Annotated in this window: 29 protein-coding genes; 16 read left to right on the plus strand and 13 right to left on the minus strand. The window is 32.0% G+C overall.

What is annotated here, in order from left to right:
• A complete protein-coding gene (locus HS848_RS02020) occupies positions 1-177 on the minus strand; it encodes a YkvS family protein (RefSeq protein ID WP_103166787.1) in 177 nt (58 codons plus the stop codon).
• Between the two features lie 201 nt (positions 178-378).
• Here HS848_RS02020 and HS848_RS02025 point away from each other — a divergent pair, with 201 nt between their 5' ends.
• Positions 379-1,368 carry a lipoate--protein ligase gene (locus tag HS848_RS02025; RefSeq protein ID WP_198611073.1) on the plus strand — a complete coding sequence of 330 codons (990 nt, stop codon included), beginning with the start codon at positions 379-381 and terminating at the stop codon, positions 1,366-1,368.
• Positions 1,369-1,583: 215 nt separating this feature from the next.
• Here the strand turns inward: HS848_RS02025 and HS848_RS02030 are convergent, their stop codons facing one another.
• The 4 genes from HS848_RS02030 to HS848_RS02045 all read right to left on the minus strand — a co-directional run bounded on the left by HS848_RS02030 (position 1,584) and on the right by HS848_RS02045 (position 3,470).
• Positions 1,584-2,645, minus strand: coding sequence for a tyrosine-type recombinase/integrase (locus HS848_RS02030; protein WP_198611074.1), 1,062 nt, complete (start codon positions 2,643-2,645; stop codon positions 1,584-1,586).
• Positions 2,646-2,753: 108 nt separating this feature from the next.
• Positions 2,754-2,915, minus strand: a complete 162-nt coding sequence (locus tag HS848_RS02035; RefSeq protein WP_182469390.1) for a hypothetical protein — start codon at positions 2,913-2,915, stop codon at positions 2,754-2,756.
• Between the two features lie 47 nt (positions 2,916-2,962).
• The gene (locus HS848_RS13020; protein WP_107506936.1) at positions 2,963-3,181 is read right to left on the minus strand and encodes a helix-turn-helix transcriptional regulator; all 219 of its coding nucleotides are present in this window, start codon (positions 3,179-3,181) and stop codon (positions 2,963-2,965) included.
• 73 nt (positions 3,182-3,254) lie between these two features.
• A complete protein-coding gene (locus HS848_RS02045; protein WP_107506935.1) occupies positions 3,255-3,470 on the minus strand; it encodes a helix-turn-helix domain-containing protein in 216 nt (71 codons plus the stop codon).
• A 135-nt stretch (positions 3,471-3,605) separates the two neighbouring features.
• Here HS848_RS02045 and HS848_RS02050 point away from each other — a divergent pair, with 135 nt between their 5' ends.
• A complete protein-coding gene (locus tag HS848_RS02050) occupies positions 3,606-3,785 on the plus strand; it encodes an excisionase (RefSeq protein WP_198611075.1) in 180 nt (59 codons plus the stop codon).
• On the opposite strand, the gene HS848_RS02055 is transcribed toward HS848_RS02050, so the two are convergent.
• Together HS848_RS02055 and HS848_RS02060 are read right to left on the minus strand one after the other, a co-directional pair.
• On the minus strand, positions 3,765-4,700 hold the full coding sequence (locus HS848_RS02055; protein ID WP_198611076.1) for a hypothetical protein: 936 nt from the start codon (positions 4,698-4,700) through the stop codon (positions 3,765-3,767). The genes HS848_RS02050 and HS848_RS02055 overlap by 21 nt on opposite strands.
• Before the next feature lie 13 nt (positions 4,701-4,713).
• Complete coding sequence (locus tag HS848_RS02060) at positions 4,714-5,178, minus strand: ImmA/IrrE family metallo-endopeptidase (protein ID WP_198611077.1); 465 nt, start codon at positions 5,176-5,178, stop codon at positions 4,714-4,716.
• A gap of 66 nt (positions 5,179-5,244) precedes the next feature.
• Between HS848_RS02060 and HS848_RS02065 the strand changes: the two genes are divergently transcribed.
• Positions 5,245-5,862, plus strand: a complete 618-nt coding sequence (locus HS848_RS02065) for a hypothetical protein (protein ID WP_198611078.1) — start codon at positions 5,245-5,247, stop codon at positions 5,860-5,862.
• 129 nt (positions 5,863-5,991) lie between these two features.
• Here the strand turns inward: HS848_RS02065 and HS848_RS02070 are convergent, their stop codons facing one another.
• Positions 5,992-6,321, minus strand: a complete 330-nt coding sequence (locus tag HS848_RS02070) for a helix-turn-helix domain-containing protein (RefSeq protein ID WP_198611079.1) — start codon at positions 6,319-6,321, stop codon at positions 5,992-5,994.
• Between the two features lie 160 nt (positions 6,322-6,481).
• Between HS848_RS02070 and HS848_RS02075 the strand changes: the two genes are divergently transcribed.
• Genes HS848_RS02075 through HS848_RS02085 form a run of 3 tightly spaced genes read left to right on the plus strand, consistent with a single transcriptional unit; the run spans position 6,482 to position 7,768 of the window.
• A complete protein-coding gene (locus HS848_RS02075) occupies positions 6,482-6,673 on the plus strand; it encodes a helix-turn-helix transcriptional regulator (protein WP_070503145.1) in 192 nt (63 codons plus the stop codon).
• 54 nt (positions 6,674-6,727) lie between these two features.
• Positions 6,728-7,507, plus strand: coding sequence for a BRO-N domain-containing protein (locus HS848_RS02080; protein WP_198611080.1), 780 nt, complete (start codon positions 6,728-6,730; stop codon positions 7,505-7,507).
• A gap of 33 nt (positions 7,508-7,540) precedes the next feature.
• Positions 7,541-7,768 (plus strand): transcriptional regulator, encoded by a 228-nt coding sequence (locus tag HS848_RS02085; protein WP_198611081.1) that lies wholly within the window; start codon positions 7,541-7,543, stop codon positions 7,766-7,768.
• Positions 7,769-7,778: 10 nt separating this feature from the next.
• Here HS848_RS02085 and HS848_RS02090 read toward each other — a convergent pair whose 3' ends face one another.
• A complete protein-coding gene (locus HS848_RS02090) occupies positions 7,779-8,069 on the minus strand; it encodes a hypothetical protein (RefSeq protein ID WP_053033177.1) in 291 nt (96 codons plus the stop codon).
• A gap of 142 nt (positions 8,070-8,211) precedes the next feature.
• The gene (locus HS848_RS02095; protein WP_154835654.1) at positions 8,212-8,505 is read right to left on the minus strand and encodes a hypothetical protein; all 294 of its coding nucleotides are present in this window, start codon (positions 8,503-8,505) and stop codon (positions 8,212-8,214) included.
• 272 nt (positions 8,506-8,777) lie between these two features.
• On the opposite strand from HS848_RS02095, the gene HS848_RS02100 reads away from it, so the two are divergent.
• Entirely contained in the window at positions 8,778-8,972 is a 195-nt protein-coding gene (locus HS848_RS02100) for a hypothetical protein (protein ID WP_198611082.1), read from the plus strand.
• Between the two features lie 16 nt (positions 8,973-8,988).
• On the opposite strand, the gene HS848_RS02105 is transcribed toward HS848_RS02100, so the two are convergent.
• Entirely contained in the window at positions 8,989-9,165 is a 177-nt protein-coding gene (locus HS848_RS02105; RefSeq protein ID WP_158263966.1) for a hypothetical protein, read from the minus strand.
• Between the two features lie 77 nt (positions 9,166-9,242).
• Here HS848_RS02105 and HS848_RS02110 point away from each other — a divergent pair, with 77 nt between their 5' ends.
• Positions 9,243-9,668, plus strand: a complete 426-nt coding sequence (locus HS848_RS02110; RefSeq protein ID WP_198611083.1) for a hypothetical protein — start codon at positions 9,243-9,245, stop codon at positions 9,666-9,668.
• Here HS848_RS02110 and HS848_RS12810 read toward each other — a convergent pair.
• Positions 9,658-9,780, minus strand: coding sequence for a hypothetical protein (locus tag HS848_RS12810; RefSeq protein ID WP_269814419.1), 123 nt, complete (start codon positions 9,778-9,780; stop codon positions 9,658-9,660). The genes HS848_RS02110 and HS848_RS12810 overlap by 11 nt on opposite strands.
• A gap of 57 nt (positions 9,781-9,837) precedes the next feature.
• On the opposite strand from HS848_RS12810, the gene HS848_RS02115 reads away from it, so the two are divergent.
• Both HS848_RS02115 and HS848_RS02120 read left to right on the plus strand, forming a co-directional pair.
• The gene (locus tag HS848_RS02115; RefSeq protein ID WP_198611084.1) at positions 9,838-10,146 is read left to right on the plus strand and encodes a DUF771 domain-containing protein; all 309 of its coding nucleotides are present in this window, start codon (positions 9,838-9,840) and stop codon (positions 10,144-10,146) included.
• Positions 10,143-10,289 carry a hypothetical protein gene (locus HS848_RS02120; protein ID WP_198611085.1) on the plus strand — a complete coding sequence of 49 codons (147 nt, stop codon included), beginning with the start codon at positions 10,143-10,145 and terminating at the stop codon, positions 10,287-10,289. Before HS848_RS02115 ends, HS848_RS02120 begins: the two co-directional genes overlap by 4 nt.
• Here HS848_RS02120 and HS848_RS02125 read toward each other — a convergent pair.
• Positions 10,286-10,567 (minus strand): hypothetical protein, encoded by a 282-nt coding sequence (locus HS848_RS02125; RefSeq protein WP_198611086.1) that lies wholly within the window; start codon positions 10,565-10,567, stop codon positions 10,286-10,288. The genes HS848_RS02120 and HS848_RS02125 overlap by 4 nt on opposite strands.
• A gap of 108 nt (positions 10,568-10,675) precedes the next feature.
• On the opposite strand from HS848_RS02125, the gene HS848_RS02130 reads away from it, so the two are divergent.
• From HS848_RS02130 to HS848_RS02155, 6 genes are read left to right on the plus strand one after another with little or no spacing between them, the layout of a single operon-like run.
• Positions 10,676-10,867: a hypothetical protein gene (locus HS848_RS02130; protein WP_198611087.1), complete on the plus strand. Its 192-nt coding sequence runs from the start codon at positions 10,676-10,678 to the stop codon at positions 10,865-10,867.
• 48 nt (positions 10,868-10,915) lie between these two features.
• Positions 10,916-11,167, plus strand: a complete 252-nt coding sequence (locus tag HS848_RS02135) for a hypothetical protein (RefSeq protein WP_198611088.1) — start codon at positions 10,916-10,918, stop codon at positions 11,165-11,167.
• Positions 11,160-11,648 (plus strand): siphovirus Gp157 family protein, encoded by a 489-nt coding sequence (locus HS848_RS02140; RefSeq protein WP_198611089.1) that lies wholly within the window; start codon positions 11,160-11,162, stop codon positions 11,646-11,648. The genes HS848_RS02135 and HS848_RS02140 overlap by 8 nt, the downstream gene beginning before the upstream one ends.
• Positions 11,649-12,350, plus strand: coding sequence for an AAA family ATPase (locus HS848_RS02145; protein ID WP_198611090.1), 702 nt, complete (start codon positions 11,649-11,651; stop codon positions 12,348-12,350). It begins immediately after the preceding gene.
• Positions 12,337-13,749 (plus strand): DEAD/DEAH box helicase, encoded by a 1,413-nt coding sequence (locus HS848_RS02150; RefSeq protein WP_198611091.1) that lies wholly within the window; start codon positions 12,337-12,339, stop codon positions 13,747-13,749. Before HS848_RS02145 ends, HS848_RS02150 begins: the two co-directional genes overlap by 14 nt.
• Positions 13,750-13,763: 14 nt before the next feature.
• A complete protein-coding gene (locus tag HS848_RS02155) occupies positions 13,764-14,318 on the plus strand; it encodes a DUF669 domain-containing protein (protein WP_198611092.1) in 555 nt (184 codons plus the stop codon).
• Positions 14,319-14,334: the final 16 nt, after the last annotated feature.

The raw sequence follows: 14,334 nt of genomic DNA on the forward strand, positions 1-14,334 counted from the left end.
TTATTCAACGATCGTATATCGTTTGTGATTAATAACTGTTTTCTCTGGTAAGTCTAAGTCATTAAAGTTATCCATAATAGTTAAGTCAACAATTACTGAATTGTCATTAATTTTTTCAACACGGCCTCTTAAACCGTCATAAAATTCTACGATATTTCCTACTTCTGCAACAGTCATTTCGAGTCCTCCTCAAATCATAGCTAGGCTATATTGTACTAAAATTTAGCCTAATAATAAACAAATATATGCTAAAAATGGCAAATAATATTTTAATTTTGAAAATAATGTCAAATTTGAGTAAATAATTGGCAATATATTTAATTATAAGGCATAACTAGATTAAGGGCATATATCAGAGAGATAAGAGGAGAGATAAATATGAAATTTGTAAGTAATAATAATATTACCGATCCTACTATTAATCTTGCGATGGAAGAGTATGTATTAAAGCACTTACCAGCAGATGATAGTTACTTTTTATTTTACGTGAATGGCCCATCTATTATTGTTGGTAAAAACCAAAATACAATTGAAGAGGTCAACAAACAATATGTAGATGAACACGGTATCCATGTAGTTCGACGTATTTCTGGAGGCGGTGCTGTCTATCACGATCAGGGTAATTTAAACTTTAGTTTTATTACTGATGATGATGGCAATAGTTTCCATAATTTTAAAAAATTTACAGAACCTATCGTTCAAGCGTTACAATCTATGGGCGTTAATGCCGAAATGACTGGACGAAATGATATCCAAGTAGGACAAGCTAAAATTTCAGGAAATGCAATGGTTAAAGTTAAAGAAAGAATGTTTAGCCACGGTACATTAATGCTTAATAGTGACTTAGGCGAGGTACAAAACGCATTAAGAGTTAACCCTAAAAAAATTCAATCTAAAGGTATTAAATCTGTACGTAAACGTGTTGCTAATATTGATGAATTTTTAGAAGAATCAATTTCTATTGAAGAATTTAAACAAATCATCTTGAAAACGATCTTCGGCGAACATGAAGTAGAAGAGTACAAATTAACAGATGAAGATTGGAAGAACATCGAAGAGTTAAGTAATGAAAAATATCGTACTTGGGATTGGAACTATGGAAGAAATCCTAACTACAACTTTGAACGTGACGAGAAATTTGAAAAAGGTTTCGTTCAAATTAAATTCGACGTTAAAAAAGGTAAAATCGAACATGCCAAAATTTTCGGTGATTTCTTTGGTGAAGGCGATATAACTGAATTAGAAAATGCTTTAGTTGGCGCACTTCATGATTATACACATATTAAAGAAGCCATGGAAAATTATGATTTCTATCACTATTTCGGAGACATCGACAAAGAAAAAATCTTGAAATTGATGTCTTATTAATAGTACGACCAATGAGATAAGTAATTAAATAAAATTAATTAAGCTCTGGATAAAGATTTTTAGGCTTGTCCAGAGCTTTAATTAGTGGCATAAAAAATAACCCCTCGTTCTCACGAAGGGTTATTATAAAGTACGGAAACGGAGGGATTCGCTATTCCCATAAAATAAAGTGTTTAGAGGGTATGGTTGTCGACTTAGTGTCGGTTTAAATGATTCTAAAAAGTGGATAACTTTGCATCCAACATCTTATCTTCTTCTGATTTTATTTCATCTAACAGATGACTGTAGACACGCCAAGTAATTTCAATATTTGAATGGCCTAACCGTTTACTAACATATTGAATACTAAACCCTTTACCTAATAACATTGAAGCGTGTGTATGTCTCAATGAATGTAAACCGTAATCACTTTTTACTTCATGCTTAGCTAAGACACCTCTCATTACTGTTGTTACTGCTTTATTTGTTATTAGGGTTATACCGGTATTAAATATATAACCATCATGATGAAGTGGTCTAGAATTAATCACATTTATAATATGGTTCATATCTTTACTCGTTATTGTTACATATCTATCTGAAAACTTGGTTTTTGTACCTCTAAGATGTATTGTATTTTTACTTTTATCTATATCTATTCTTTTTAATTTTTGCACTTCTCCAAACCGTGCTCCAGTTGCAATCATTATATAAATAGCTAAATAAGACAATTCGTTGCTATTTGTTGACGCCTGCTTTAACAATTGATAATTTTTAAGAGAAAGATATTTTTGTTTTTCAGACTTAGGAGCTTTTTTCTCGTATATTGGTGCGTTCCATGTTGGATCTCTATAAATGAGTTTTTCATTAAGAGCATCTTTAAAAGCTTGAGAGAAGCAATTATTTAGCTTCTTAACACTTTCTTTTGTTCTACCTTCAGGACGTCCGCCTATATATTTACCTTCAGCATATTCCTTTAACATTTCTCTGTAAGACAACTGGCTAACATCTTTAATTAAGATGGAGCCAAATTTTTCATGAAAAATATTTAAAGCATTGTAATAACGGTTTAAAGTGGATTGTGTAACACGGTCCTCTTTATTTACTTTAATCCATTTTTCGAAATAATCGATAAAAGTAACGTTATTTGCTAATTGACCACCTTTAGCAATATCAACATATAATTCTTTTTCCGCATGCAAAGCATCTTTTTTAGTTCTAAACCCTCTTTTTCGGTATCTTTTACCTTCATATTGAAAATCGTATACCCAAGAACCTTTCACTTTTTTTACTGACATATTATCTATCCTTTCCGTACATTAAACTAGTTTTAGCTTTTTCACCTCCTTAAAAGAACCTATGTTCTAGTGCGATATAAAAATAAAAAGGATAGAATGCTATCCGATTTATTTATCTTCATCAACTTTTTTCTCGAGTAATTTAAGTATTTTTCTAACTTTATAAGAAGGTGTCTCTTTAGGTAGAGCATGAGTGAATCTATTATTTTTTACAGTTTCAACTTCATAAATGATTTCGTTTAATTTAATCTTATAATTAATGATTCTCATATTAAACCCTCCATTAGTGATAGATTTCTTAGTGGTTATATATAGGTTCATTTCTTATATAGACGATTTTTAAGTATTTCTTCTACCTCTACATTGAAGAATTCAGCTAGTATTTTGGCAGTAGGTAAATCTGGTTTTTTAATATTGCATTCAAATAATACAATTCTTTCTCTGCTTATACTACAACCGTATAACGCGTTTAGTCTTTTTGACAATTCGGTTGTTGAGAGACCTGAATTCAATCTTATATATTTTACATATCTCACACTTTACCTTCTTTCATTTTGCAATTTCTCTTATATAATTTTGCTATCTAGCATTGATTATATAATGAAGTGATTATTTTACATTTTTATTATTAACTATAATATCTTTAGATACACCGTAATAATCTTTCAAACCACTGATTGTCTGTCTCTTCGGTTTCTTCCAACCTTTTTCAATCATGGTATAACTAATTAAATTTAAGTTATCGTTATAATGTATATTGAATTCTTTTATAAATTCTAATTTTGATAATTTCTTGTTTTTTCTTAATTGCTTAATCATTTTCATATTAAAACTTCCTTTCTTGAAAGTTATTATATTTATACCTGCTCAATTAGTAAACTAATAAGGGTAGGCGGGCTACCCACGTAATATTAAAATGTAGTATTTCATGTTAAAATAAATAAAAAAGTAGGTGATTTGATGCGTATAGAATTTAGTGATGTAGAAATAGCTTTTATAAAAGAATCTGTTGAAGTTTATAGTCACGAATTCGATATTTATGATGATGAAAACGAATTTTTACTTAACCTTTATGAAAGTATTATACGTAAAATTAACACTCAGTATGAGGATTCATATTTATTTAGTGTTATTAATTAGTTTGGTATAATCAGATAAAACTTTTTCATTTGCGTCAATAATATCTTTTAATGTATTTAATAAAAAATCACAATCAGCCTTTGCTACTGCTCCAACCTGTGAATGATTTATAATGTTTCTCATATTATATGCTACTTCGATCCGCCGTTTAGTTCTATAATTGATTTTTTTCTTTTCTTTTAAAGAATCTAAAAGTCTGTCGTACATAGTGGGGTCAGAGTCTTTATGCTTTATATTGTTCGCTCTCTTCAACTTAATTAAAAAGGTTTCTATGGCAACAGCGAAAGTAGCTGCAGCAGGTAAATACAATTCTCTTTTATATGCTTGTAGACCTTGGTTTATTTGATAAGTAAAAGTTTCATCGTTTACAATGTCTTTCATACTGTTTAAATCTAAATGATTGAAAGGTTGCACTTCTTCGTGCGACTTATCAATCATTTTTTCTTTGGAAACATTATTAAATTTTCTAAAATGATTTTCTGCAAAATGCTTTCCTGCTCTGTAATAATCATCTAATTTATAATCTAATGGTTTGTTTATTGGAAATTCACCATGATACGTACCTATATACATTACATTTTCATCAGTATTAACGATATTTAAATGATCACGTACATACGCTTCCGGATCATAAATATAGGAAGTATATTTTTCTGATAAAGCATGTAATTCTTGGTTTCTATAATCATAAAAAGATTCCATAATAGAGTCGTTTGATATGATGACAACTTTTGGGTATTCAAAAAATTCTTCGTTCAAAAGTACGATAGAAATCTTATAGTTTGCATCCTCAAATAAAGGAAATGCCTCAGGGCTGCTTTGAAACTGATAAAAATACCTTGTCTCAACAACATCGCGATAACCACTTAAAAATTTATTTAGATATACGTTTAAAACATTTTTACTTTCTTCCATCCCTCAACCTCCTTTAAATCATTTTGTAATACTTATACACCCTCAACGGCTCAAATGTGATAGAGTAATTGCCGTAGTGAGTGCCAATACCATGTTTATGTTTGTAATGTTCCAATATTTCTAATACGTGTTCTTCACTTAACTGAACATAATTAGCTAGTTCATATAAGTTACTTACACCGTAATGATGTGCCTCCACAATGATGCGTAGGGGAAGTGCTGCCTCGTATCCATGACGTTTAGCGTAGTTTTCGAATTTGCGGTTAATCCATTTAGACTGGTCTAAAATGTTACCGTATGTAAGTTTATGATGTGCAAGTTCTTCGTATAAGACTTCAGCTTTGCGTGTTTCGGATAGGTTACTATTTATATAAATTTTCCCATTTATATAAAAACCGGGCTGAAATTTAGGTAAACGATTAGTTTCTTCTATTTCTATCCAGTTGTTTTTTATACATAATTCTTCATATAACCCCAAAAAATCATCCTCTCTTTAGTACCTGGTATTAATTGTGGTATAATAAATAAAAAAGTAGGTGAACCTTTGAATACTTTAGACATGCCGTTTTTAAGTGTACTTATTTCATCTGGAGGACTTGGTTTTCTCTCATTTCTTTTACTTAATAAAATGGGGAAAATTAAAGCATATGACAATCAAGATAAATTATTTTATAACGTATTACTATCAATATTGAATTTTATTATTCTTTTTTCGTTAATACTAATACTCAGTAATTTCTTTAATCTTCAAATTTCAATTTTATTAAGTCTTATAATAGCTTTGATTTCATCTACAATTTATCCGTTTTTTATTCCACTAACAATTTTAGAAAAGATTAGAAAATCTATAAATGATTCTAGAAATGAGGGTGGATTAGCTTATCAGCATGCAGAACCTGTTAGAGAAATTGTATTTAATAATCCAAATGATACAGTTGCGTATATTTTCGATTTTGATAAAAATTTAATAAATTGTGGATATGTCACAAATTTGAATACTCACTATAATGAACCTAATGAATTGATTATTGAACCTTTCGACGAAGAGCCTATACTTAAAACATTTGAAGATATAGTCAAATGGTCGCAACGATGTGATAATGAACCCAAAGTTCTAATAAATATAACTGAAAAAACTCAAATATATTTTATAGATATGTAAATTATTTGTTTCCTGGTGTTTTTCTAGTTCCTTTTGTTTTACTAGGTTTACCTAACGACCTAGTTGAACCATTATTATATTTGCTCACTGTTTTTACTCCTTACAAGTCTACTTATGTAGGCTTGTTTTTTATTTATCTCTATTTTTAACCCATTCAATAAATTTGTTTACTTCTTCGATTTCTTCTTCTGTTAGGCCGTCTTTATCGAAATGTGCGGCAAGTGTATCTTGTTGAATTTCTTTTTTTCCTTCTGTAATTCTTGATTTAGGTACATTAAAGTAATCTGCAAGTTGTTGGATTCTTTTTATACGTGGATATTTAGTTTGTTGAATCCAATTTGAGACCGTAGGTTGAGTTACTCCAATAGCTTCAGCAAGTTCTTTTTGGTCGATATTTCTTTCTTTCATAAGTTCTTGTAGGCTTTCAGATAATTTTTTTCTAACGTTGTTATTTTCCATAATTGTCTCCTTTAATATTACTTAATGTAATATTAACTTACCATAACTAACATTACTTTACAATACTTTTTATAACTTTTCTTGAAAAAATATAACTTTATATGTTGACAAGTGATTTGAAGTAATATAAAGTTATACGTGTGAAAGAGAGGTGAACAACATGCCAGAACAACTAACAGTTAGAAAGTGGAGATTGATTAGAGATTTAAAGCAACAAGAAGTAGCGGATATTTTAGGAGTAAATCCTAAAACTGTCGGACATTGGGAAAAAGAAGAAACTAATTTAAGCAATGTTACAGTTTATGCTTTAGCAAAGTTATATGATGTAGAAATTGACCAAATCAAAGTATAAAAAATTTTACTATCTATATAACTTTTAATAACTTTTAAAAAGGAGAGTGGAAGTATGCAAGATTTACAAGTATTTAATTTTGAAGAATTACCAGTAAGAACATTAACTGTAGACGAGGAACCATATTTTGTAGGTAAAGATGTAGCAGACATTTTAGGTTATAAAAACGGAAGTCGTGATGTAAATGCACATGTAGATGAAGAAGATAAGCTGATGTACCAAATCAGTACCGCAGGTCAAAGAAGAAATCAAACACTAATCAACGAATCAGGATTATACAGTTTAATCTTCTCATCCAAATTAGAATCAGCTAAACGTTTCAAGCGTTGGGTAACATCAGACGTTTTACCACAACTTAGACGTACAGGAACTTACTCAGCTAATCCAACAATTCAAGAATTAGCAAACAATCCAGAGTTAATAAAAATGTTAGTTGAACAAATAGCTAGATTGAACGATTCAACTACAAACCAAAGTGAAGATTTAGCTTACTTAAAACAAGCAGTAACAGGTGAATATGTGACACCGCAAGATATCGTTGCAATTCAATATGCGATTACTAACAAAGCTGAGAAATTTGTAGAAGGCTTAGGAGTTCAACTATCGCTTGAAGATGTAATGGTTGGAGATATTTACGAAATGGCTAGAGAAAATAAACGTCAAGAACAACAAAAGAATTACCACATCGGTAAAGCTAAAAGTAGATTACTTGTATTGACTAAAAAACATCTAGGAATGAAAGGTAACGCACCTAACAACCACATCAAACGTAAAGACGTAGACTTAGCAATCCAATTTATCAAAGATGTTAGACCATCGGCAATTGAAATATAGAACCACAAACAACTTAATAAGGAGGTGAGTTAATTGGACGAAATAGTAAAACACCATTTATTAAAAGTTAATAAATTATCACAGGAAGTTTTAGAGCGAGTTGTTTCAGAAAGCCAAACATACGGAGACGCTAAAGAAAATTTAAATGAACTAAAAATTTTAGCGAAGTCACATTTCAAGACTGAACATTTAGCAACTGTATATGACCAAGCGTTATTAGATTTAGAAGAAAAAATAAACGCCACTTTAATTAAAAAGTGACGCATAAAAATTAGAATTGTATTGATTTGATTGATGAAGTCATAAACGCTTTATCGTCGTATCTATCATCTTGGATGAAAAACATATCAACAGAAGTGTAAAAGCCCATTACACCAACATGAACATGATAAGTGCTAAGTGATTTAGGAGAGTTATGATCACCATTCCAATTATCTTCGTAAACCACTTTAGAATAAAATGTTTTTTCATCATCGCAATTAACGACACCAGAAATTACAGTCTCATCAAAAATATCAATAGTAGAACCATCTAAAAATTCTAATGTATAAACTTTCTTCATACAATATCACCTCCTTAAAAGGAGTATAGCAGAAAGGAGCATGCAGTAATGAACGACCAAAACAAAAAATCTCAATGTAACAACGACCACATCGAGATTACTGGTTGGGAAATAGTTGATATTAATAGGAAACTAAATTTCTTTAATTACTTACTAATAATTTTAATAGTGCTAGAAGCATTCCAAATACTCCTGTTATAGAAGGGATTAAGACTTTAAAAGTCGTTTTCCAGAAAGCTTTTCTACCATCGGTGGTTATAAATCTTTTAGTTGTTGTTCCACGTAAAGGAAAACCATTAACGTAGAAAGTTTCGCCAGGTTCAGAGTCAATATAATTCTTATTTAACATTTCACGAAGGTTTTTATCTTCAAACTCTATATTCACTGAACCTTTTACATAAGCGACTAAAAGCTTCCAATATATACCAGGTGTCATATCAATCACCTCCACAGGTGATTATACCAAACAATCGAACAAACAAATTAAAAGCTAATTAAATAACGATTTCAACGCTCACATTGAGCGTATACGAGCGAGAGTGAGCGACGATATGAGCCACGCCATAATACATGATTAGGTCATTGCCAAGACTGTACGTTGAATGTGGGCGTTGAAGAGAAAGAGTAAGGAGGTAGAAAAGTTGAACGAATTACAACTTAGCAATGACCTACCCACAATCGAACAAACAAGTTAAGGAGGAAATAAAAATGAAAAATATAAAAGAAAGAGTCGTTGAAATTATTGAAAAAGCAATCGATGAAGTTGCAGCTGAGAGTGAAACATATGAAGAAGTAAGACGAAAGCTAATTACAGATACTGACATATATCCAGGAAGTGTAGGATGTCAACTCGTCGAAAACTATGTTATCAAACGCGCTTTATCACAAAAAATAGAGCGCTAGAACGCGCCCTAGATAGTTACATTAAACGAGTTGCATTATCTAATGCAAGCTTATTCATGTACTGATCTCCAACCTCTTCTGAAAAATCGCGGTCATGTGCTAAATGAGTAAAAATTTCAGAAAGAGCATTAGCTAAATTCTCATCATCGATAGAATTATCTTTGAGAATTTCTAAAATATGGTTTTTATCCATGAAGAGTCACCTCCTTTCATAAGGAGATAACTCATTATACCAAATATAGAACAAACAAGTTAAAGGAGGAATAAAAAATGAAAAATAGTAAAGCCGGTATCAATTTTAAAAATGGGGAAATTCATTTCTTGAATTCAAAGGGTGAACCAGAAATAACAATTGATAAGAATGGATTTAGTCATAAAGACAAAAACGCAACTAATGAAGAAGGTATTAAAGCAGATAAAATATCTAACTTAACAAGTAATTCAACTAATGAAGTCAGTAAATATAGAGCGAAAAAATTAATCAAAAAAGCACTCTTAATAGCAACTACTGCAATAGTTACTAAAAAGGTGCTTGATAGAAAAAGACCTAAACTCATTCATCAATTAAACATTAATGGCAAGGATTTAGAAATTAAGCAATTAAAAATAAACAAAGCCATTAGAGAATTAGAGAAATCTAAAAATACAATTGATGAATTAATTGATGAAGGCATACCGTTTGAGACTACTTTCTAACGAAGTCGAGTTTACATCTTGAACATTTATTCTGTTTCTTTTTGGTTGTGATTTTCATTCTTTTACCACAATTAGGACAAGATGTCTCGATTGTCATATGATCTTTAGCCATAGGCACACCTCCCTTCATAAAGGGATAACCAAATTATACACGAAAGGAAAGAATGAAATGGTACAAACTATCCAAGTAACGGTAGAACTACCAGAAAATTACACGCTTGTTGAAACAGAGTGGTTGAATAAACAACTTAAAAACACCTTACCAATTTATTGGAATATGGAAGATTTGAGAAAAGAAACTCGAATGTCGGATTATCTTATTAATAAGAAGATATTAGATCGACCTGAGTTTCAAAGTGAGTTGAAAAATATTTGGTTTAAGGGTGCCGGTGGAAGCTCAAGCCATAGTTTTGATGCTAAAGGCATGAAAGAGTTTTTAGAAAGAAATAAACGCAAAATTAAGGGGGTACTCAAATGAACAAACTACAGCTTATTAAAATAGCACTCCTAATCATCATCTTGGTGGAGGAGATTAGGAATGCTATGGGTGGAACTAAATACAATTACGACTCTGTAAATGGCAAATGGAAAAGAAAAGGAAAAGGTCAAAAATTTTCTTAATCAAATATATTTTCGTTTATAAAATTCCATTGACGTTCAGTTAGCCAACCACTTTTATTGTTAACAATTTCAGCGATAAATATTGAGTCGCTATTGTCAATGTGTGGTCTAAGTTTATCAATAATTTCTGATGGAGTATAAGAAGATCGAAATACAAAGGTGGAATCCCAATAATTACACCAACCATTTGATACTACATCTTTAATAACATTCCTGAAATCTTCGTAACGTTGACCTGGAGAATTCAGATCATACGTTAACATATAAGGTTTAAACATATTTTCTCACCATCCTTTCACATTAGATAAAAGGATTATATCACTAAAAAGAGGAGCAAATCTTAAATGATTAAAGATATACAAGTATACAAGAAAGGAGGTGATTAAATGACTAGCACAGACAAAACACTCTTAATCGCAGGCATGATGTTCAACGTAGTATTTTTCCTACTCATGCTAGCTGAACTAGTAATAACTAAAGCAGCAGGATATGCGTTATTCAGTGCGATAGCGACATATTTATTCTTCGAATATGTGTACTACACACAAAAAAAGACTGAAACTCACTGCAATGAGTAACAGTCAATTAGAAAAATATACAACTTAATTATATCACAGGAGGAAAATATGCGACATAAATTATTGAAAATAGCTAATGAATTGAATGAATTAATACTTAATTCGGATGTAAATGCGTATGTAGAATTTCGTAAATATAAAGACGGAGATATTGGAGTTGATTTTACACATATTCATCAAAGTTATAAATATGACAATGAGAGTATTACTATTTACAGTTTTAACGATGAAAGCACTATGCTAAATAAATTTGAACTAGCTAAAAAAGTAATCAATGGGGAGTGTTTAATTAATGTCTAATTTATTCGACTTATCAACAGACTATGCACAACTTTTGAATATGATTGATGAAGAAGGCTATTCTATCGAAGATTTGCAAGATACATTGGATAGCATTCAAGCCGATATGGATACAAAAGTTGATAACACGGTCGGATTAATTCGTAGTGTCAACGGCGATGTAGATGCGATTGATAAAGAAGTTAAACGACTTCAAGCACTCAAAAAACAAAAACTCAACTTTGTTGATAGATTAAAAAACTACTTACAAGACGCATTAGATACGCAGCAAAAAGATAACTACCGCACAACTACCAATTATATTTACAAACGTAAAAACCAACCGAGCATCAACGTATTAAACGAAAGTTTTATCGACAAAGCTTACTTTGTAGAGCAAGCGCCGAAATTAGATAAAAAGGCTATCAAAGAAGATATTCAAGCAGGTGCAGACGTTGAAGGTGTAGAACTTGTGAGTAGTGTCAGTTTGGTGGTGAAATAAATGGAATTTACGATATCAAACGCTAAAGACATCACCACAGATAAAGCAACTTATTTAATCTATGCCAAACCTGGTACAGGTAAAACACACACATTAAACTTTTTACCTGGCAAAACACTGTACATCAATGTAGATAAATCTGAACGACCATTAAAAGGTAATGAGAACATCGACATTTTAGAATTCAATACCCACAACGCATGGGAAGATTGGTCCGAATTGATGAAGTGGATGGCAGACAATGAGGAAACAATTAAGCAATACGACACTATCGCTATTGATAACATTTCTGAATTGTTCAGATCAATGCTCGCAAATTTAGGGCGTAATGGTAAAAACGAACGCGTACCAGAGATGAGCCACTATCAACGTGTCGACTTCTTCACAATCGATAGCCTTCGATTTTTACAAAGCTTTAAAAAGCGACTTGTCTTTTTAGCATGGGAAACGAACTTTGAAAACTATACACCGGTAGGCCAACAAATTACACAAGCTGTACCCGACATTCGTAAAACAATACGCGACAATGTTGCAGGGTTATGCCAAGTAGTAGCTAGATTAGAAATCAGTGCAAGTACTGGTAATCGTGGTTTTATCCTAGCACCTAGCAATAATAAATTCGCTAAAAATCAATTAGACAATCGTGAGTTTTGTTTGCAGGAAGATTTATTCAAAGTCGGTGATGTGGATGCCGACATTTAAACTTTACGACTATCAAGAAAGTTTAGTTGATAAAGCGAGACACATTCTACTTAAACAACCTGGTGTATTAATACAAGCGCCACCTGGTTCAGGTAAGTCAGTCATGATTGCAGAAGTCGTAAAAAACGCAGTCAACAAAGGTAATCACATCTTATTTATTGTGCATCGCCGAGAGCTTATCGCACAGATTAAAAATACATTGCTAAAACACAATGTTGATTTAAGCCATGTGGACATTCTTTCAGAAAAGCGTGCTAAGAATAAATTAAGTGAACTTACCCCACCTAAGATTATCGTTACCGATGAAACACATCACAGTCGTGCTAAAACGTATAACGACATCTACGAATACTTTCCAAACGCCTTACGTGTTGGTTTTACTGCAACGCCCTGGCGAGCGAATGGTAAAGGTTTTACAGATATCTATCCAGTTATGGTAGAAGGTCCAACAGTTGAATGGCTTATCAAAAACCAACGATTAGCTGATTACGATTATAAAAGTGTTGTGCTTGCAGATGAAAGTAAATTAAAAAAATCGAGTACAGGCGACTACACTAAAAAATCAATGGACAACGCCATTCCTAAAGCCATTTACGGTAACATTGTAGATAACTATCAAAAGTACGCAAACGGTCAAAAAACAATACTTTATGCCCACAGTGTTGAGGCAAGTCAAGAGTTGGCCGATAAGTTTAACAGTAACGGTATTAACGCAGCACATGCCGACGCTAAGACAAGCGTTTCAGAACGTACACAGATTATGAACGACTTTAAAAACGGCGTCATTAAGGTACTATGTAACGTTGATTTAATATCAGAAGGCTTTGATGTGCCAGATTGTACATGCGTTATCTTAGCACGACCTACCGACTCACTTGTGCTATTCATGCAACAGGCTATGCGCTCTATGCGTTACCAACCTAACAAAAAAGCATTAGTCATTGATCATGTTGGTAATTATGCACGGCATGGTTTACCCGACACGCCACACGATTGGCAAAGTCATTTTAAAGGTGGCCGTAAACAACGTAAGAGTAAAAGCAATGACGCGCAAGCATTGGCCACATGTTATGAATGCTTTACCGTATTCAACAATACGTTAGCAGCGTGTCCCAATTGTGGCCATGAACGTGAAGTCGAGGAGCAAAACGACTTAGAACATAAAGATGCAGAACTTACTGACATCAAACCGTTCAAAGTAGACTACACGCTCAAACGATATAGCAAAGATATAAAAGACAAGAAAGATTTAGAAACACTTGAAGATTATTATTTATACGCTAAAGCGAATAACTATAAAGAAACATGGATTAAATTCAATAATCCGAATTATAAACATGCACCATTCCCGGTGCTATATGCAGAGTTAAAACCAATAAAACAAAAATATAACTATTAAAGGAGATTTTTAACATGGCATTATTTACTACTGATTATTCAAATTTAGAAAGCAACGATTTTAGTCCACTACCAGAGGGAGAATACGAAGTTGTCATCAAGAGTGCAACAGAACGTGCAACGAAGAATGGTAAGGAAGAAACACAATTACAATTAGTCGTTCGTAATGATTTAAAGAAAACATCAGAGTTACAAGCGAAATACGCAAACCGAGTGATATTCGTAGATGAATGGAAACGTACAATCGACGGTCAATATAAATATAAAATGGATAACTTCATGCACTACTTAAATGGTGTAGGTGTTCCAGAGGGTACTGCAATCGAAAGCTTTGAACAATTACTTGAGATGTTCAGAGGCAAACCAGTACGTGTGTATGTGAAACAAGAAGAAAATGAATATAAAGGTGAGAAACAAATCATTAACCGTGTAGCACCGTGGAACTTTAAAAACACTCAATTTCCACAAGTCAATCATGAATGGAAAAAAGATGATGATCAACCAAACGATAACGGTTTCGGCAATGCTAACGGTCCAATAGATATCAGTGATGATGATTTACCATTTTAATGAAAGAGGTTTTTAA

This window comes from Staphylococcus caledonicus (assembly GCF_016238465.1).
Lineage (GTDB): Bacteria > Bacillota > Bacilli > Staphylococcales > Staphylococcaceae > Staphylococcus > Staphylococcus caledonicus.